Source organism: Sphingomonas sp. KC8 (assembly GCF_002151445.1).
Lineage (GTDB): Bacteria > Pseudomonadota > Alphaproteobacteria > Sphingomonadales > Sphingomonadaceae > Sphingomonas_E.
On the sequence record NZ_CP016306.1, the window covers coordinates 1,969,563 to 1,989,083 of the forward strand.

Annotated in this window: 14 protein-coding genes; 8 read left to right on the top strand and 6 right to left on the bottom strand. The window is 65.2% G+C overall.

Annotated elements, in window-relative coordinates; genetic code table 11:
• Entirely contained in the window at positions 1–3,231 is a 3,231-nt protein-coding gene (locus KC8_RS09350) for a CHAT domain-containing tetratricopeptide repeat protein (RefSeq protein ID WP_010125509.1), read from the top strand.
• A 7-nt stretch (positions 3,232–3,238) separates the two neighbouring features.
• Here the strand turns inward: KC8_RS09350 and KC8_RS09355 are convergent, their stop codons facing one another.
• Positions 3,239–4,171: a DUF808 domain-containing protein gene (locus KC8_RS09355; RefSeq protein WP_010125508.1), complete on the bottom strand. Its 933-nt coding sequence runs from the start codon at positions 4,169–4,171 to the stop codon at positions 3,239–3,241.
• 157 nt (positions 4,172–4,328) lie between these two features.
• Here KC8_RS09355 and KC8_RS09360 point away from each other — a divergent pair, with 157 nt between their 5' ends.
• The 4 genes from KC8_RS09360 (at position 4,329) to lldD (ending at position 9,604) form a co-directional block, all read left to right on the top strand.
• Positions 4,329–5,399 carry a class I SAM-dependent methyltransferase gene (locus tag KC8_RS09360; protein ID WP_010125507.1) on the top strand — a complete coding sequence of 357 codons (1,071 nt, stop codon included), beginning with the start codon at positions 4,329–4,331 and terminating at the stop codon, positions 5,397–5,399.
• Positions 5,400–5,596: 197 nt separating this feature from the next.
• Complete coding sequence (locus KC8_RS09365; protein WP_010125506.1) at positions 5,597–7,747, top strand: PQQ-dependent dehydrogenase, methanol/ethanol family; 2,151 nt, start codon at positions 5,597–5,599, stop codon at positions 7,745–7,747.
• 42 nt (positions 7,748–7,789) lie between these two features.
• Positions 7,790–8,419 (top strand): protein-L-isoaspartate(D-aspartate) O-methyltransferase, encoded by a 630-nt coding sequence (locus KC8_RS09370; RefSeq protein WP_010125505.1) that lies wholly within the window; start codon positions 7,790–7,792, stop codon positions 8,417–8,419.
• Positions 8,420–8,461: 42 nt separating this feature from the next.
• Positions 8,462–9,604, top strand: coding sequence for an FMN-dependent L-lactate dehydrogenase LldD (gene lldD / locus KC8_RS09375; protein ID WP_010125504.1), 1,143 nt, complete (start codon positions 8,462–8,464; stop codon positions 9,602–9,604).
• A gap of 143 nt (positions 9,605–9,747) precedes the next feature.
• Here lldD and KC8_RS09380 read toward each other — a convergent pair whose 3' ends face one another.
• Entirely contained in the window at positions 9,748–10,719 is a 972-nt protein-coding gene (locus KC8_RS09380; RefSeq protein ID WP_010125502.1) for an aldo/keto reductase, read from the bottom strand.
• Positions 10,720–10,877: 158 nt separating this feature from the next.
• On the opposite strand from KC8_RS09380, the gene KC8_RS09385 reads away from it, so the two are divergent.
• Both KC8_RS09385 and KC8_RS09390 read left to right on the top strand, forming a co-directional pair.
• A complete protein-coding gene (locus tag KC8_RS09385; protein WP_010125501.1) occupies positions 10,878–11,774 on the top strand; it encodes an enoyl-CoA hydratase in 897 nt (298 codons plus the stop codon).
• Between the two features lie 279 nt (positions 11,775–12,053).
• On the top strand, positions 12,054–13,721 hold the full coding sequence (locus tag KC8_RS09390) for an MFS transporter (RefSeq protein ID WP_010125500.1): 1,668 nt from the start codon (positions 12,054–12,056) through the stop codon (positions 13,719–13,721).
• Positions 13,722–13,760: 39 nt separating this feature from the next.
• On the opposite strand, the gene KC8_RS09395 is transcribed toward KC8_RS09390, so the two are convergent.
• Both KC8_RS09395 and KC8_RS09400 read right to left on the bottom strand, forming a co-directional pair.
• Positions 13,761–14,216 (bottom strand): MaoC family dehydratase, encoded by a 456-nt coding sequence (locus tag KC8_RS09395; RefSeq protein WP_010125499.1) that lies wholly within the window; start codon positions 14,214–14,216, stop codon positions 13,761–13,763.
• 97 nt (positions 14,217–14,313) lie between these two features.
• Positions 14,314–16,206, bottom strand: a complete 1,893-nt coding sequence (locus KC8_RS09400; protein ID WP_010125497.1) for an acetyl/propionyl/methylcrotonyl-CoA carboxylase subunit alpha — start codon at positions 16,204–16,206, stop codon at positions 14,314–14,316.
• Between the two features lie 116 nt (positions 16,207–16,322).
• Here KC8_RS09400 and KC8_RS09405 point away from each other — a divergent pair, with 116 nt between their 5' ends.
• Positions 16,323–16,652 carry a GIY-YIG nuclease family protein gene (locus tag KC8_RS09405; RefSeq protein WP_029624541.1) on the top strand — a complete coding sequence of 110 codons (330 nt, stop codon included), beginning with the start codon at positions 16,323–16,325 and terminating at the stop codon, positions 16,650–16,652.
• Between the two features lie 40 nt (positions 16,653–16,692).
• Here KC8_RS09405 and KC8_RS09410 read toward each other — a convergent pair whose 3' ends face one another.
• Complete coding sequence (locus KC8_RS09410; protein WP_010125495.1) at positions 16,693–18,294, bottom strand: carboxyl transferase domain-containing protein; 1,602 nt, start codon at positions 18,292–18,294, stop codon at positions 16,693–16,695.
• A complete protein-coding gene (locus tag KC8_RS09415) occupies positions 18,291–19,406 on the bottom strand; it encodes an acyl-CoA dehydrogenase family protein (RefSeq protein WP_037496137.1) in 1,116 nt (371 codons plus the stop codon). The genes KC8_RS09410 and KC8_RS09415 overlap by 4 nt, the downstream gene beginning before the upstream one ends.
• Between the last annotated feature and the right edge of the window lie 115 nt (positions 19,407–19,521).

A 19,521-nucleotide genomic window follows, 5' to 3' on the forward strand; every position in this document is an offset into this window, starting at 1 on the left:
ATGACGACCCGTCCGAACGCGGCCGCCCGCCGCCATGCGCTGCTGCTGTCCGCCGGGCTGATCGCGCTGGCACCGCCCGCTTTCGCCCCGGCGGCAAAGCCCGCGGCCTCCCCCGCGCAGACCAGAATGATCGACCCGGCATCGATCCCGCCGGCTATCCGCCCGGCCAACGCCGCCGAACAGGCGCAGATCGCCAAGATCACCGCCGGGCTGGAATCGGCGACCGCCGAAAAACGCTGGGCGGATGCCGTGGCGCTGGGCCGGCAGGCGCTGGCGATCGAGGAAGCGACCAGCGGCCCATCGCACCCCGAAGTGGCCGGCACGCTGGGGCTGATCGCGGGGTGGCTGGCCGAACAGGATAAATATGGCGAGGCCGCACCCCTGTATGAACGATCGCTTACGATCTTTGCCAAAAGCCTGGGCGACGGCCATCCGCTGACGGCGACCGCCGCCAATAATCTGGCGACAAATTATCAGGCACTGGGGCGTTTTGCCGATGCGCAGCCCATCTACCAGCGCGTGCTGGACGCCAGCATCCGCGCCTATGGGCCAAAGCATCGCCGGGTGGCGCTGGCCTATAATAATCTGGGGTTCAACCTGGCCCGGCAGGGGCGCTTTGCCGAAGCGAAGGGCTATTATGATCAGGCGCTGGGTGTCGCCGATGCAGCACTCAGCCCCGACGATGCCGATCGCGCGCTGATCCTGAACAATGTCGCCGCCAGCCTCGATGCACTGGGCCGTTCGGTGGAGGCGGAAGCCTATTACCGGCAGGCGCTGGCGATGCGGATCGCCAAGCTGGGCAATCAGGACCCGCGTGTCGCCACCAGCTACAATAATCTGGGCTATAATCTGAACGCGCAAGGGCGCTACGCCGAAGCCGAGCCCGCCTATCGCAAGGCGCTGGACATCCGCGTGGCGCGCGATCCGCAGGCGCGGGCGACGGCAACGAGCTATAACAATGTCGCGCATAATCTGAACCGGCGGGGCGATTATGCCGGCGCCGCGCCGCTTTATGCCAGGGCGCTGGCGATCTGGGAGAAGATTTACGGGCCGGACCATCCGATCACCGCGATCGGCTATTCCAACGTCGCGGTGAACATGGAACGGATGGGCAAGGCGGCCGAGGCGCAGCCCCTGTTCGAACGCGCCCTGAAGGTGCGGCAGGCGAAACTGGGCGCCACCCACCCCGACATCGCCACCGCCCAGATCAAGCTGGCGCACGATCTGGCGTCGCAGAAGAAATATGCGCAGGCCGCCCCCCTGTACGACAAGGGCGTGGCCGCGCGGCGCGCGCTGCTGGGGCCGATGCACCCAAGTCTGGCCGAGGCGCTGACCGATCAGGCGGATTTGCTGTCCGACATGGGACCGGCGACGCGCGCCAGGGCGGTGGCGGCCGCGCGCGAAGCGGCCGAGATCGTCCGCCAGCGGCGCGCAGCCCGGCTATCGGGCAATGCGGCGGGCGATGCGGGCACGGTGCAGCAGACGCTGGCGCGCGCCGGCGCCGAAGATGCGACGCGGATCGATCCGCAGGCCGGGGCCTTTGCCGCCCTGCTGCGCGCCAGCTGGCTGCGCGCAAGCGATGCGCCCGGCGAGGCGGCCAACCTGCGCGGCGAGGGTTTTGCGGCAGCGCAGGATCTGGGCACATCGGCGGCGGCGCAAAGCATGGCGCAAACCGCCGCGCGCACGGCGGCCGGCAGCGATGCGCTGGCGCAACTGGTGCGCAAGCAGCAGGACATGTCCGCCCGCGCCCGCGAGGCCGATGCCCGGCTGCTCGATGCGCTGACCAAGGGGGATACCGCGCGGGCGGCAACCGCACGGACCGAACTGACGACGATCGGCACGACCTTGGCCGGCATCAACCGCCAGTTACGCAAGGATTTCCCCGATTATGCCGAACTGGTGCAGCCGGGCGCGCTTACCCTTGCCGACACGCAGGCGCGGCTGAAGGCCGACGAAGCACTGCTGATGATCGTGGCGTCCGGCACGGATGTGTACAGCTTTGCCGTCACCCGGGAGGCGGCGACCTGGGCGCGGCTTTCCGGCGGATCGGCCAAGGTGAACAAGGCCATCGAACGGCTGCGCTGCCAGGTCGATCCGCTGACCTGCCCCAACGAAGCCAGCGACGCCGATCTGAACGCCGGCGCGACGCTGCGATCCCCCTTCGTCGCCAAGGGTTATGCCGCGTTCGACCGGGCCACGGCTTATGGCCTGTATCGCGATCTGGTGGCGCCGGTGGAAACGACCGTCAGGGACAAGAAGACATTGTACGTCGTCACATCCGGCGCGCTGGCCGGGTTGCCGCTGGGGCTGCTGCCGACGGCCGCGCCCGCCCCCGGCGAAGATGGCGCGGACCCGGCGGTGCTGGAACGCACGCCATGGCTGGCCGATCGCTATGCGCTGTCGAGCCTGCCGGCGGTATCGGTGCTGCGCGCGCTGCGCCGCCAGCCTGCCAGTGGGGGATCGGTAAATTTCATCGGCTATGGCGCGCCGGTGCTCGATGGGCCGGATAAAGCGGGGCGCGGCGCCGAAACCATGTTCACCGTGTTCGCGCCGGCCGGGCCGGATGGCGTTGCGCTTGCCAATCCGCAAGTGCTGCGCGCGCTCAGCCCGCTGCCCGGCACCGCAACCGAGCTTTCGGCGATGGCCAGGACATTGAAGGCCGGCCCGCGCGAAATTCATCTTGGCGCGCAGGCGACCGAGGCATCGGTGCGCGCCGACCCCGCGATCCGCCGCGCCCGGATCCTGGCGTTCGCCACCCATGGCGTGCTGCCCGGCGAATTGCGCGGGTTCGATGAACCGGGACTGGTGTTCACTCCGCCGGCCAAGCCATCGCCACAGGATGACGGGCTGCTGGCCGCATCCGAAGTTTCGCGAATGAACCTTTCGGCCGACTGGGTGATCCTGTCGGCGTGCAACACCGCATCGACCGATGGCACGCCCGGCGCCGATAGCCTGTCGAGCCTGTCGCGATCCTTCCTTTACGCTGGGGCGTCGGCCCTGCTCGCCAGCCATTGGCGGGTGGCCGACGATTCCACTGCCGCGCTGACGGTGGAGACGCTGGGGCTGCGGCAGGGCAATGCCGGATTGTCGCGCGCCGAGGCGCTGAAGGCGGCGATGAACGCCGTGCGCACCGGCAAGCGCGCCGATGGCAGTGCGGTTCCCGGCTGGACCGACGCATGGGCGCATCCGGCTGCGTGGGCGCCGTTCACGGTGATTTCGAACGGCGAGTGAGCCGGATTCAGGCGGGCTTGCGGCGCAGGTGCAAGGCGCCGGCGATCACCCCGCCGATGGCAAGGCCGAACAGCCCCGATCCGGTGGCCTGCACCACCCACGCCACCGCCCCCGAAGCCGCCGGCACCGCACGGCCGGCGGCTTCGGAGACATGATGGATCGCGTGCGGGATCGCGCCCAGCCCGAACTGTTCGAGGCCATGGACGATGATCCCGCCGCCGACCCAGATCATCGCGGCGATGCCGATCGTCGCCAGCGCCTGCAACACCACCGGCATCGCGCGCACCAGCCCGCGCCCGAACGCGCGCGTGGGGCCATTATCGCGCCGGGCGAGGTGGAGGCCGATATCGTCCATCTTCACGATCAACGCGACGACGCCATAAACGCCGACGGTGACGAGAATGCCGACCAAGGCAAGCACGGCAGCCTGGGTGACGAGCGGCTTGGCCGCGACATCGGCCAGCGCGATCGCCATGATTTCCGCTGACAGGATAAGATCGGTGCGGATCGCGCCGCTGACCTTGCCGGCTTCGATTTCGGCAGCACTGCCGGTTGCGCCCGCATCCTCCACAGGATCGTCACCCGCGAACAGGCCATGCAGCAGCTTTTCCGCGCCTTCGAAACAGAGATAGGCCCCGCCCGCCATCAGGATCGGCGTGATCGCCCATGGCGCGAAGGCGCTGAGCAACAGGGCTGCCGGCAGCAACAGCAGCAACTTGTTCCGGAGCGACCCCACCGCGATCCGGGCGATCATCGGCAATTCGCGATCGGGGGTGAAGCCGACCACATAACGCGGCGTGACGGCGGTATCATCGATCACCACCCCGGCGGCCTTGGTGCCCGCCTTGCCGGCCGCTGCCGAAATATCGTCGAGCGAGGCCGCCGCCAGCTTAGTGATCGCGGCCACATCATCCAGCAGAGCCACCAGTCCCGTCGGCATCGGATCGCTTTCCCTTATTCGCCCCGTAGCTTGCGACCTTCGTAGCGGAGCGGTGCCCTGATGCAATGGTCGCACCATGCGGGCACCATTGTTTCCGTGCCGCCCGGCCCCCGATCTGTGATAAATTCCCGTCCTCTCGAATCGATGGAGACTGGCGATGGGCAGCGTGCGTCCGGTCGATCAGGCGAAACTCGAATCCTTCATGGGCAAGATGGTGGGCGACATGGGCGCGGCGATGAGCGGCGCGCTTGTGATCGTTGGCGCGAAACTCGGGCTGTACAAGGCTCTGGCCGAAATCGGCCCTGCGGACAGCAAGGCGCTGGCGGCCGAAACGGGGCTTGCCGAACGCTATGTCCGCGAATGGCTGGCCGCGCAGGCGGCGTCGGGCTTTGTCGACTATGATGCGGCCAGCGGCGATTTCACCCTGTCGCCCGAACAGGCGATGGCGCTGGCCGACGAAAATTCGCCGGTTTATGTGGCCAGCGCGTTCGAACTGATCGCATCGGCCTATATCGACGAACCCAAGATCACCGCAGCGTTCCGCACGGGCGCCGGCGTCGGCTGGCACGAACATCATGAATGCCTGTTCCGCGGTACCGAACGCTTCTTCCGCCCCGGCTATCGCGCGAACCTGGTGCAATCATGGCTGCCATCGCTGGAAGGCGTGGTCGATCGGCTGCGCGGCAACGCCAAGGTGGCCGATATCGGCTGCGGAGCGGGGGCATCGACGGTGATCATGGCGCAGGCCTTTCCCACCAGCCGCTTCATCGGGTTCGACTATCACGAAGCATCGATCAAGCGCGCGCGCGAAGCCGCCAAGGAAGCGGGCGACCCCGCCAACCTGATCTTCGAAGTCGCCGCCGCCAAGGACGCGCCGGGCGGGGATTATGATCTGGTCGCCTGCTTCGATTGCCTGCACGACATGGGCGATCCGGTGGGGGCCGCCCGCCACATCCGCGACATGCTGAAACCCGACGGCACGTTCATGCTGGTCGAACCCTTTGCCGGCGACAACATCGCCGACAATCTGAACCCGGTGGGCCGGATGTTCTATTCGGCATCCACCATGATCTGCACGCCGGGATCGCTGGCGCAGGAAGTGGGCCTTGCGCTTGGCGCACAGGCCGGCGAGGCGCGATTGTCCGATGTGCTGCGCGAGGCCGGGTTCAGCCACGTCCGCCGCGCGGCTGAAACGCCGTTCAACATGGTGATCGAAGCACGGGCGTGAGGGCGCGGGAGAGGTTTGATGGCCGGGATGACGGAGGGGACGCAGAAGCGTGCCGACATTTGGGCGGCAACCTTCATTTCGCCTCCACGCGGTCGCGCCCAATAAGTTTAGGGGTGTAATAAAGTTCACCACTGATGCTATCCTCCCCACCGACCGCGACGGGCTGACCGGCAAAACGCGGCGGGGAGAGGATGCTTATGCGGGTGATGGCGCTTGGCCTGATGGCGGCCATGGGGTGGTTGACGGCGTGCCAGCAGGCGGGAACAACCGAGGTCACGACCGAAACGACCAAGCCGGCCGCGGTGGACGCCCGAAGGCTCGCCAATGCCGATGCCGAACCGCAGAACTGGATGTCCAACGGGCGGGGCTATGACGAGGATCATTTCAGCCCGCTCGACCAGATCAATGCCGAAAATGTCGGGAAACTGAGCCTCGCATGGTCCTACGACCTCGATACCGATCGCGGGCAGGAAGCAACCCCGATCATCGTCGATGGGGTGATGTACACATCGAGCGCATGGTCGAAGGTCTATGCGCTGGATGCCGCGACCGGCAAATTGCTATGGTCCTATGATCCCGAGGTAGCAGGCAAAAAAGCCTATGACGGCTGCTGCGACGTGGTGAATCGCGGCGTCGCGGTGTGGCACGGCAAGGTCTATGTCGGCGCGTTCGACGGGCGATTGATCGCGCTGGACGCCGCCACCGGCAAGCCCGTCTGGTCGGTAATGACCGTCGATCCCAAAAAGCCCTATACGATCACCGGCGCGCCGCGCGTGGTGAAGGGCAAGGTGCTGATCGGCAATGGCGGCGCGGAACTGGGCGTGCGCGGCTATGTGACGGCTTATGACGCCGAAACGGGCGCGCTTGCCTGGCGGTTCTACACCGCGCCCAATCCGGACGGGAAAGCCGACGGCGCGGCATCGGATCCGATCTTCGCCAAGGTGGCCGACAAGACATGGGGGCCGAACGGCGCGTGGAAGCAGATCGGCGGCGGCGGCACGGTGTGGGATGCGATCGTCTACGATCAGGATCTCGATCAGATATTGATCGGCACCGGTAATGGATCCCCCTGGAACCGGCGCATCCGTTCGGGCGACAAGGGCGATAACCTGTTCCTGTCGTCGATCGTGGCGCTCGATCCCGAAACCGGCGCCTATCGCTGGCATTATCAGGAAACACCGGGCGAAAGCTGGGATTTCACCGCCACCCAGCCGATCATCCTGGCCGACATTGCGATCGACGGGAGCCCACGCAAGGTGCTGCTGCACGCGCCCAAGAACGGCTATTTCTATGTGATCGACCGCAAGACGGGGACGCCGATTTCGGTGAAAAACTTCGTCCCGGTCAATTGGGCCGATGGCTATGACACCAAGACCTGGCGGCCGATCGAACGGCCCGAGGCGCGCTACGAGGAAAATGGCGGCGACTGGGAAGCCAGCCCCAGCGCGTTCGGCGCCCATAACTGGCACCCGATGGCGTACAGCCCGAAAACCGGCTTGGTTTATATTCCAGCCCAATTGGTGCCGTTCGGCTATGCCGATGACAAGACGTTCAAATTTACGCCGGGGCGGTGGAATCTGGGCAACGCATCGGCGCGCAATATCGGCCCGCGCGATGCCGCCGGGCTGAAAGCGGTGAAGGCCGCGAGCAAGGGCCGGATCATCGCATGGGACCCGAAGACGCAAACCCCGCGCTTCACCATCGAACATGACGGCCCCGGCTATGGCGGGATTCTGGCCACCGCCGGAAACCTGATCTTCCAGGGTGCGCCCGATGGCCGGTTCATCGCCTATCGCGCGGACAATGGCGAAAAATTGTGGAGCTTCGACGGGCAGAGCGGGATCATCGCGGGGGCGGCATCGTTTGCGATCAAGGGCGACCAATATGTCGCGGTGATGGCCGGGCTGGGTGGTTCCTACGCGCTCAGTTCGCCCCTCGCCCCCGATCCGCACAAGCGCCCCAACGGCCGGGTGCTGGTGTTCAAGCTGGGGGGCACAGCCAAGCTGCCGGCGTATCAGCGCCCGGTGATGCCCGCTGCCCCACCTGCTGAGAACTGGCCGGCGGCCACGGTGATGCAGGGCGAAATCCTGTACGGTGGCAATTGCGGTTTCTGCCATGGGCCATCGACCTTTTCGAGCGGGGTGATCCCCGATCTCAGGCGATCGCCGGCACTGGCCGACAAGGCGATGTGGAATGCCATTCTGGTCGATGGCCTGCTGGAGGAACGCGGCATGATCCGGTTCAGCCAATGGCTGAAACCGGCGGAGATGGAGGCGATCCGCGCTTATGTATCGGCGCAGGCGCGCGTGCTGGCAGCTGAGGAGAAAGGGGCTACCAAAGCGCCTTGAACCGGACGAGCGCTCGTCGCATCCTTCACGCTGGAGGACGGGATGCAGGACGCAGGCGATCATCGCCGGGCGATGGTGCAGCACCAGATCATCGCGCGCGGGATTTGCGACGCGCGCGTGATCGCGGCGATGGGCGATGTGCCGCGCGAGGCGTTCGTGCCCGATGTGCCGCTGGCCTTGGCGTATGCCGATGGGCCGCTGCCGATCGGGATGGGGCAGACGATATCGCAGCCTTATATCGTGGCGCTGATGATCGAGGCGGCGGGGATTAAACCCGGCGACCGCATACTCGAAGTGGGGGCCGGTTCGGGCTATGCGGCCGCAATAATCGGGCGGATTGCGGGCCATGTGTATGCGATCGAACGGATCGCCCTGCTGGCCGATCGCGCACGGCGGACGATGGCCGCGCTGGGCTACGCCAATGTCACCATCCCGTGCGGCGACGGGACAAAGGGGTGGCCGGCGGCGGCCCCTTATGATGCGATCCTGATTCCAGCGGCGGCGCCCGTCGTGCCCCCTGCTTTGTTCGCGCAACTGGAAACAGGCGGGCGGCTGGTGATGCCGGTGGGCCAGCCGTTGCAGCAGACCCTGATGTGCTTCACCCGCCATACCGATGGCGGGATCGCGACCGATGACCTGGGCGGCGTGCGTTTTGTACCGTTGATTGGGTAGGATAGCGCGCCTAGCATCCGGCCGCTTATCAGGGAGAGACAGGTGAAGGCGGCATCCGCGCTCGATTATCGCGCCCTCGCGCAACACCGGCTGCCGCACTTCCTGTTCGAATATATCGACGGCGGCGCTTATGCCGAAGTGACCTTGGGCCGCAACGTCAGCGATCTGGAAGCGGTGGCGCTGCGCCAGCGCATCCTGCGCGATGTTTCGCAAATCACGCTTTCCACCGAACTGTTCGGCAAGAAACTGGCGATGCCGGTGATGCTCGCCCCGATCGGCCTGACCGGCATGTATGCCAGGCGCGGCGAAGTGCAGGCGGCGCGCGCGGCGGCGGCGGCGGGGGTGCCGTTCACCCTGTCCACCGTATCGGTGTGCCCGATCGACGAGGTGGCGAAGGCCAGCCCGGCCCCCTTCTGGTTCCAGCTTTACATGATCAAGGATCGCGGCTTCATGCGCGCGCTGCTCGATCAGGCGCGCGCGGCGGGCTGCACCGCCCTGGTGTTCACGGTCGACATGCCGGTGGCGGGGACGCGTTATCGCGATTTCCGATCGGGGCTGGCGGGTGCGACGGGGCCGCTGGCGAGCCTGCGCCGTTTCGGGCAGGCCGCGTTGCGCCCCCGCTGGGCGTGGGACGTGGGCTTGCTGGGGCGGCCCCACCAATTGGGCAATGTCGCGCCGGTGCTGGGCGCCAAATCGGGGCTGGAGGATTTCTTCGGCTGGGTTAGCAGCAATTTCGATCCGGCGATCAGCTGGGCCGACATGGATTTCGTGCGCGCCAACTGGGATGGGCCGCTGATCCTGAAAGGCATACTCGACCCCGACGATGCGCGCGCGGCGGCCGATATCGGCGCGGACGGGATCGTCGTATCCAACCATGGCGGGCGGCAGCTGGACGGCGTGCTATCCACCGCGCGCGCGCTGCCGCCGATTGCCGACGCGGTAGGCGATCGGCTGACCGTGCTGGCCGATGGCGGGGTGCGATCGGGGCTGGATGTGGTGCGAATGCTGGCGCTGGGGGCCAAGGGCGTGATGCTGGGCCGGGCCTGGGCCTATGCGCTGGGCGGCGGCGGCGGGGCCGGCGTCACGCACCTGCTGCAACTGATCGAAGCCGAAATGCGCGTGGCGATGGCGCTGACCGGCGCGGCGCGGATCGACGCGATCGGGCGGGATATTCTGGCGGGTTGAGGTGCGCGGCCCCTACCCCACCCTTCGTCATGCTGAACTTGTTTCAGCATCCATCTCTCCACAGGCACGGACATCGCCCGTATCACGATGGACCCTGAAACGAGTTCAGGGTGACGAAGAAGGGAAAGAAGCGGGTATTCCTATCAGGCAGTCACGCTCAACTCGGCGAGTTCGGCCGGGCTGAGCTTGATCGCGACGGCGGCCACGCTTTCGGCCAGCTGCGCGGGGCTGCTGGCGCCGAGGATCGGGATCGTCGGCAGCGGCTGATTGACCAGATAGGCCAGCGCGATGTCGTTGGTGCTGACACCGTGGCGCTTGGCGATGGCCTGCGCCGCCTTCAGCCGGGCGCGGTTGGTGTCGTTGACGTACATCTGCTTGAGATCGCCGCGCAGGCCTTCTTCGCCGTCGGCTTCGATCTTGACGAAGAAACCCCGGCTCTGGCTGGAATAAGGGATCATCGTCAGATCGCCATGGACCGACGCGAAGCCATCTTCATAATATTGGCCATAGCCTTGGGCCGCCTGCCCTTCGGCGTTCGGCTTGGCGAGGCCCCAATAAGGCTGCACCGCGATGAAGCCCTGATGGCCGATCGAGCGGGCATAGGCCTGCGCTTCGGCGATCCGTTCGGGCGACCAGTTGGACGCACCGAAATAACGGATGCGGCCGGCCTTCTGGTGCCCGATCAGCGCGTCGATGATCGTTGCGACCGGAGCTTCGGGGTTATCGGCGTGGAGCCAGTAGAGATCGATCGTGTCCAGCCCCAGATGATCGAGGCTTTCGGCCAGATCGCTGGCGAGATCGTCGGGCGTGCAGCGGTTGCGCCAGTCGCCCACGCGCAGATCGACCATGCAGCCCTTGGTGGCGATGATCATATCGCCGCGGCCGCGGCGCTTCAGCCAATCACCGATCGCGCGTTCGCTGGCGCCCTTCGGCGCGGTGGGAATCCAGTCGCCATAGCTGCGCGCGGAATCGAGGAAATTGCCGCCCAGTTCGACGAAGCGATCAAGGATCGCATCGGCCGCGCCCTGTTCGATCGCGGTGCCGAACATGTTGGTGCCGTAGCACACCCGGCTGACCTGCAGATCACTATGGTTCAGCGTCACCTTGTCCAGCATAATCATCCCTCCATATTTCCGTCGGACCATAGGAGTCCTTTGAACAAAGAACTACGCATTTTGATGCTGCACCGCCGCCATAATGACGATATTGGACACACAATGAAGTGAGCCATACGCAAAGCTGGCCCGCCCTCCGACTTGAAACGGATAATGCCATGGACGATCTGGTCGAACCCAAGACGGCGGATATCGCCTACGAAACCGATACCCCGGTGCGCTATGAAATCGATGGCGCGGTGGCGTACATCATCATGGATCGGCCCCGTTTCAACAACGCGCAGAACAGCCAGATGACCTATGCGCTGGATGCGGCCTTCCGCCGCGCGACCGACGATGATGCGATCCGCGCGATCGTGCTGAAGGGTGAGGGCAAGCATTTTTCCGCCGGGCATGACATCGGCACGCCGGGCCGCGACGTCACCGCATCATGGGATCGGGTGCATCTGGTGCCCGATCACACCAACAAGCCGGCGGCCGAATTCCTCTACACGCGCGAACATGAGGTTTATATCGGCATGTGCCGCCGCTGGCGCGACATTCCGAAACCCACGATCGCCGCCGTGCAGGGCGCGTGCATCGCCGGCGGGCTGATGCTGGCATGGGTGTGCGACATCATCGTCGCCACCGACGACGCCTTCTTTCAGGATCCGGTAGGACGGATGGGCATTCCCGGCGTCGAATATTTCGCGCACGGGTTCGAACTGCCGCCGCGCATCGCCAAGGAATTCATCCTGCTGGGCGACCGGATGCCGGCCGAACGCGCCTATCAGTTCGGCATGGTCAACCGCCTGTCGACCCGCGCGACGCTGGACGCCGATGTGAAGGCAATCGCCGACGAACTGGCGACGCGTTCGCGGCTGGGCAACTGGCTGACCAAGCAGGCGCTGAATCATGTCGAGGATCTGCGCGGCAAGCGCACCGCGACCGACGCCCATTTCCACATGCACCATTTCGCCCATGCCCAGAACGACATGATCGCCAAGAACAGCCTGGGCGGGCTGGATGCGAAATCCATGGCGGCGGCGAACAAGGAAGCGGCGGGCGAAGGGTAAGCGCCGGGGCGGGGCGCGCCCCCTTTCGACATTTCGGTGTAGGTGGTTGCCGTCGCACCACCCTCCACCGTCACCCTGGCTCAGCGGGTCGCTTCGCCGTTTCAGGGTCCATCGTGCCGCACCCACTGTCCGCGCCTGCGGAGAGATGGATGCTGAAACGAGTTCAGCATGACGCGTGGGGCTAAACAAGCGATCGCATCTTCGCACACGCCCGCTTTCCGGCTAGCTCTCCCCCCAAGAGGCACGCAACGCAATGCGCGCCCGCGGGAGGAGTGACGGATGGCGAGCGGAGCGGGCGACCTGCCCAAGCAGCACGAAGCGACGCAGAGCGAGAAGCTGGTGATCGCCGCATCGTCGCTGGGCACCGTGTTCGAATGGTATGATTTCTACCTGTACGGCCTGCTCGCCACGATCATCACCGCGCAATTCTTTTCGGGCGTGAACGAAACGACGGGGTTCATCTTCGCGCTGGCGGCGTTCGCGGCGGGCTTTGCCGTGCGGCCGTTCGGGGCGCTGGTGTTCGGGCGGATCGGCGATCTGGTCGGCCGCAAGAACACCTTCCTCGTCACCATGGGGATCATGGGCCTGTCGACATTCTTGGTCGGCCTGCTGCCAAGCTATGCGTCGGCCGGTGTCGCGGCCCCGATCGCGCTGGTCGTGCTGCGGCTGTTGCAGGGGCTGGCGCTGGGCGGCGAATATGGTGGGGCGGCGACCTATGTGGCCGAACATGCGCCCAACCACCGGCGCGGGCTATACACCAGTTTCATCCAGACGACGGCGACATTGGGGCTGTTCGCGGCGCTGCTGGTCGTCATCGGCGTGCGTTACGCGGTGGGCGAAGCGGCATTTGCCGATTGGGGCTGGCGCGTGCCGTTCCTGGTTTCGATCGTGCTGCTGGGCGTATCGATGTGGATCCGGATGCAATTGTCCGAAAGCCCGGTGTTCAACAAGATGAAGGCCGAGGGCAAGATTTCGAAGGCGCCGCTGACCGAGGCGTTCGCCAAATGGGGCAACCTCAAGATCGTCATCATCGCGCTGGTGGGCGCGGTCGCGGGGCAAGCGGTGGTCTGGTATACCGGCCAGTTCTACGCGTTGTTCTTTCTGGAAAAGACGCTGAAGGTGGATGGCGCCACCACCAACATCCTGACGGCCATCGCGCTGGCCATCGCCACCCCGGCCTTCATCCTGTTCGGCTGGCTATCCGACAAGATCGGCCGCAAGCCGATCATCCTGACGGGCTGCGCGCTGGCGGCATTGACCTATTTCCCGCTGTTCCAAGGGCTATCCAAGGCGGCCAACCCGGCGCTGTACGCGGCGCAGGCAACAGCCCCGGTCAGCGTGATCGCCGATCCGGCGGAATGTTCGGTGCAGTTCGATCCGGTCGGCAGAAACAGGTTCGACAGCACATCCTGCGACATCGCCAAGGCCTATCTGGCGAAAGCGGGGGTGTCGTACGCCAATGTCGCGGCCGCCCCCGGCAGCGTGGCGCAGGTGCGGATCGGTGACAGGACGATCGCATCGGTCGATACGGCCGCCATATCGGGCGCGGACCGGCCCGACGCGATCAAGGCGTTCCACGGCCAGTTGAAGGCCGGGCTGGATGCAGTCGGCTATCCGGCCAAGGCCGATCCGGCGGCGATCGACAAGGTGATGGTGGTGCTGATCCTCACCATCCTCGTCCTCTATGTGACGATGGTCTACGGCCCGATCGCGGCGTTGCTGGTGGAACTGTTCCCCACCAACATCCGCTACACATCCATGTCGCTGCCCTACCATATCGGCAATGGCTGGTTCGGCGGGTTCCTGCCGACAACCGCGTTCGCGATGGTCGCGGCGACCGGCGATATCTATTACGGGCTATGGTATCCGATCGTGGTGGCCGTGATCACGCTGATCGCCGGCATCCTGTTCCTGCCGGAAACCTATAAGCGGCGGATCGACGACTGAACCCCGGCTTTCCGTTCGTCCCGTTCGTCCCGAGCGAAATCAGCCGACCGGCCGCCTGCGGATCAGCGCCATCCGCAGGCACCGGCACACCACGTCATCGCGCTGGTTCCACAATTCGTGGCGGAAGGTGACGATGCCGGCATCGGGGCGTGAACGGCTGTCCTTCAAGGCCGCGACCTCGGTTTCGGCGCGCATCGTATCGCCGATGAAAACCGGCTTGGGCATGACCAATTTGTCATAACCGAGATTGGCGACAAGCGTGCCAACGGTGGTGTCAGGCACCGACAGGCCCACCATCAGCGCAAAGGTGAAGGTGCCGTTGACGAGGATCTGGCCAAATTCACTGGCGCGCGCCGCTTCGGCATCGATGTGCAGCGGTTGCGAATTATGCGTCATCGTCGAAAAAAGAAGATTGTCCGTCTCGGTCACCGTGCGGCGGATTTCATGGACGATCCGATCGCCGACGTTCCAGTCTTCATACCAACGCCCTGCCACGCCAACTCTCCTTCGCTATATTATGATGTCCGCGCGATGCCGCCGGGCGCGGGCAATAAAACCGGGGTCGTAACGATTTCTGTAACGACCGGCCCGGTCACGCGCCTTTTTCCACGCGAACCAGCGTGACACCTTCGGCCACCTGCGCCCCCGCAACCGCCCGCAGATCCGCCACCGTGCCATCAAACGGGGCGACCAGCGCCTGTTCCATCTTCATCGCTTCGAGCATGACGAGCTTTTGCCCCTTGGTAACCGCCTGCCCCTGGGCGACATCGACCGAAACGATCCGGCCGGGCATGGGCGACAGGATCGCACCATCGGACGCCGCCCCCGCCCCGCTGCCGCCGAAGCGGGCGAGACGGAAGCCATAGGTCTGCCCCTGTTCGACGAGGATCAGATCGTCGCCGATCGCCATCGTGCCGCCGCTAACATCGCCGCCCCGCCACAGATCGACGACGCGGACGTCATCGCCGCACGCCACCGCCACCGGCGCATGACGCGGCTGATTGAGGCGGAAGCCGGCGATCGCCAGCCATGGCTGCGCGGGCGACAGGCCCAGCTGGCCATCATGCGCATCGGCAAGGCTGAGCGCCGCCAGCTTCCACGCCGCATCGCTGGGTGATGCGGGCGGCAACAGCGCATCCTGATGATCGGCGATGAACGATGTGGTGACGGCGCCCGCCGCGAACCCCGGATGGCTGAGCGCACGGAACAGGAATCCGGCGTTGGTCGCCACCGGCCAGACCTGCACCCATTCCACTTCGTCCGCCAGCAGCCGGATCGCTTCGGCCCGGTCGGGGCCATGGGCGATCAGCTTGGCGATCATCGGATCGTAGAAGGGCGAGACGGCATCGTCTTCGTCGACCCCGGTTTCGACACGGATGACGCCGGAGGGCAGACGCAGGCATTGCAGTTCGCCGACGCTGGGCAGAAATCCCTTGATCGGATCTTCGGCATAGAGACGGACTTCGACGGCGTGGCCGGTGATCGCAAGGTCTTCCTGCCGTTTGGGCAAAGGTTCACCCGATGCGACGCGCAATTGCCATTCGACCAGATCGACGCCGGTAATCTCCTCGGTCACCGGATGTTCGACCTGCAGGCGCGTGTTCATTTCCATGAACCAGATGCGATCGGCGCTCAGCCCGGCGGAGGCATCGGCGATAAATTCGATCGTCCCCGCGCCGACATAATCGACCGCGCGCGCCGCCTTCACCGCCGCGTCGCAGATCACCGCGCGCGTCGCTTCGTCCATGCCGGGCGCGGGGGCTTCCTCGATCACCTTCTGGTGGCGACGCTGGAGCGAACAATCGCGTTCGAACAGGTGGACGATATTGCCCTGCGTATCGCCGAACACCTGCACTTCGATATGCCGCGGCGAGAGGATATATTTTTCGATCAGCACGCGATCGTCCCCAAACGAGGACGCCGCCTCGCGCCGGCACGACATAAGCGCCTCGGCGAAATCGGCCGCCGCATCGACGCGGCGCATCCCCTTGCCGCCGCCACCGGCAACCGCCTTGATCAGCACCGGATAACCGATCGCATCGGCCTCCTGCTGGAGCCGTTCGGGCGATTGATCCGCGCCGAGATAGCCGGGGGTGACGGGCACGCCGGCGGCCGCCATCAGCGCCTTGGCCGCATCCTTTAAGCCCATCGCGGTGATGCTGGCGGGGTTGGGACCAACCCAGATCAGCCCCGCATCGATCACTGCTGCCGCGAAGGCGGCGTTTTCGGACAGGAAGCCGTAACCGGGGTGGATCGCCTCTGCACCGGCAGCTTTGGCGGCGGCGATGATCCTGTCGCCTTGCAAGTAGCTTTCGCGCGACGGCGACGGGCCGATATGCACGGCTTCGTCCGCCTGCCGAACGTGGAGCGCGTGGGCATCGGCATCCGAATAGACCGCAACGGTGCGGATACCCATCGCGCGCGCGGTACGGATGATGCGGCAGGCGATTTCGCCGCGATTGGCGATGAGAAGGGAGCGGATCATGGATGCGCCTCTGAATTGAGATGATCGAGGGTTCGCGCAGAGCCCCTAAAATTTTCGTCATGCTGAACTTGTTTCAGGATCCATCTTTCCACGCATACCATGCTATCGATGGCGGAATGACCAAGCAGCCCTGCGGCTACATTCTCGCCAGTGGTGCTTATGGTACGCTCTATATCGGCGTTACTTCGGATATCATCGCCCGGCTGCATCAGCATCGCACGGGTGCCACCGGCGGCTTCACAGCCCGACACGGTGTCATCCGTCTCGTCCGTTTCGAGATGTTCGAGGACATGATTTCGGCCATCGCCCGCGAAAAGCAGCTCAAACGCTGGCACCGCGACTGGAAGATCAACCTGATTGAAGGCGACAATCCGCGATGGAGCGATCTCGCGCCCGCACTTGGACTTGAACCGATCGTACAGCGCCTGTCGCGCGATGGACCCTAAAACAAGTTCAGGGTGACGGGCAGCGTGGGGAACCACCCCATCACATCCGGAACACGCCGAACGCAGGGCGTTCGGGGATGGGGGCGTTGAGGGTGGCGGCGAAGGCCAGGCCCAGCACGTCGCGGGTTTGTGCGGGATCGATGATGCCATCGTCCCACAAACGGGCCGTCGCGTGGTACGGATTGCCTTCATCCTCATACCGCTGGCGGATCGGCGCCTTGAACGCTTCGGCTTCTTGTGGCGTCCAAGTGTCCGCGTCGCGGTGGACGGTGGCGAGGACCGAGGCCGCCTGTTCGCCGCCCATCACGCTGATACGGGCATTGGGCCAGGTGAACAGGAAACGGGGCGAATAAGCCCGGCCGCACATGCCGTAATTGCCCGCGCCAAAGCTGCCGCCGATCAGCACCGTGATCTTGGGCACGGTGGCGGTGGCGACTGCCGTCACCAGCTTCGCGCCATCCTTGGCGATGCCGCCGGCTTCATATTTGCCGCCGACCATGAAACCCGAAATATTCTGGAGGAACAGCAAGGGCACGCGGCGTTGCTGCGCCAGTTCGATGAAATGCGCGCCCTTCATCGCGCTTTCCGAAAACAGCACGCCGTTGTTGGCGAGGATCGCGACGGGCATCCCCCAGATGCGGGCAAAGCCGCAAACCAAAGTGGTGCCATAGAGCGCCTTGAACTCGTGAAATTCGGAACCATCGACCAGCCGGGCGATCACTTCATGCACGTCATAGGGCGCACGCACGTCAGGCGGGATCAGGCCGTACAATTCGTCCGCGTCATATTTGGGCGCGCGCGGATCGCGGAGGTCGATATCCACTTTGGACGTGGTGTTCAGCGTCGAGACGATATCGCGGACGATGGCGAGCGCATGTTCGTCATTTTCGGCGACATGATCGACCACGCCGGATTTGCGGCCATGGGTGTCGGCCCCGCCCAGTTCTTCGGCCGAAATGATTTCACCGGTCGCGGCCTTCACCAGCGGCGGGCCGGCGAGGAAGATCGTGCCCTGATTGCGGACGATCACCGTTTCATCGGACATCGCCGGCACATAGGCACCGCCAGCGGTGCAACTGCCCATGACGCACGCGATCTGCGGAATGCCCTTGGCCGACAGCTGCGCCTGATTGAAGAAAATGCGGCCGAAATGATCGCGATCGGGAAAGACTTCGGCCTGATGCGGCAGGTTCGCCCCGCCGCTATCGACCAGATAGACGCAGGGCAGGCGATTTTGTTCGGCGATTTCCTGCGCGCGCAGATGCTTTTTCACCGTCATCGGGAAATAGGCGCCGCCCTTCACCGTCGCATCATTGGCAAGGATCATCACCTGCCGGCCGGACACGCGGCCGATGCCGGCGATCACCCCCGCGCCCGGCGCCTCACCCTTATACATGTCGCAGGCCGCCAACTGGCCGATTTCAAGGAAAGGCGAACCCGGATCGAGCAGCCGTTCGACCCGTTCGCGGGGCAAAAGCTTGCCGCGCGCGACATGGCGGTGGCGGGCGGATTCCGACCCGCCGAGCGCGGCGGTGGCGACGCGGGCGCGCAGATCATCGGCCAAGGCGCGGTTGTGCGCGGTGTTGGCGTGGAAGGCGTCCGACGCTGTGTCGATCGCGGTGGGGAGGACGGGCGCGCTCATGCCCCGATCAGTTCCCGGCCGATCAGCATCCGGCGGATTTCGTTGGTTCCGGCCCCGATATCGAGGAGCTTGGCGTCGCGCATGAAGCGTTCGACCGGCCAGTCCTTGGTATAGCCCGCCCCGCCCAGCGCCTGCACGGCTTCGAGGGCCACCTTCACCGCATTTTCCGACGCGAGCAGGATCGCGCCCGCCGCATCAAAGCGCGTCGTCCGGCCCGCATCGCAGGCGCGGGCGACGGCATAGACGTAGGCGCGGGCGGAATTGAGCGCGACATACATGTCCGCCACCTTGGCCTGCATCAGCTGGAACGCGCCGATCGGCTGGCCGAATTGCTGGCGTTCGCGCACATAAGGCAGCACGACATCGAGGCACGCCTGCATGATGCCAAGCTGGATGCCGGCGAGCACCGTGCGTTCATAATCAAGGCCCGACATCAGCACGCCGACGCCACCGCCAACCGGGCCCATCACGTTTTCTGCGGGCACTTCGCAATCGGTGAACACCAGTTCAGCGGTGGGCGAACCGCGCATGCCGACCTTGTCGATCTTCTGGCCGATCGCAAAACCCGGCATCCCGCGTTCGATGATGAAGGTGGTGATCCCGCGCGATCCTTCACCCGTCCGCGCATAGACGACCAAGGTATCGGCATATGTGGCGTTGGTGATCCAGAATTTCGTGCCGTTGAGAATGTAGCGATCGCCCTTTTTTTCGGCCTTCAGCTTCATCGACACGACGTCGGACCCGGCCCCGGATTCGGACATGGCGAGGCTGCCGACATGTTCGCCCGAAATCAGTTTGGGCAGATAGCGCGCCTTCTGATCGGCATTGCCCCAGCGGCGCAGCTGATTGACGCACAGATTGGAATGCGCGCCGTAGGACAGGCCGATCGACGCCGAAGCGCGGGCCACTTCTTCCTGCGCCACGACATGTTCGAGATAGCCGAGGCCAAGCCCGCCATCGGCTTCGTCGACGGTAATGCCGTGCAGGCCGAGCGCGCCCATTTCGGGCCAGAGTTCGCGGGGGAACCAGTCTTCGGCGTCGATCTTCGCGGCCAGCGGCGCGATGCGATCGGCGGCGAAGCGGCTGCAAGTATCGCGGATCGCATCCGCCATATCGCCCAGCGCGAAATCCAGATTATCGGCCAAGGCCCTCTCCTTTGCGATGTATCGGCCCTGTTTACAGAGCGCCTTATTGTCGGCAAAATTGAAACCACCGGCGGCATTGTAT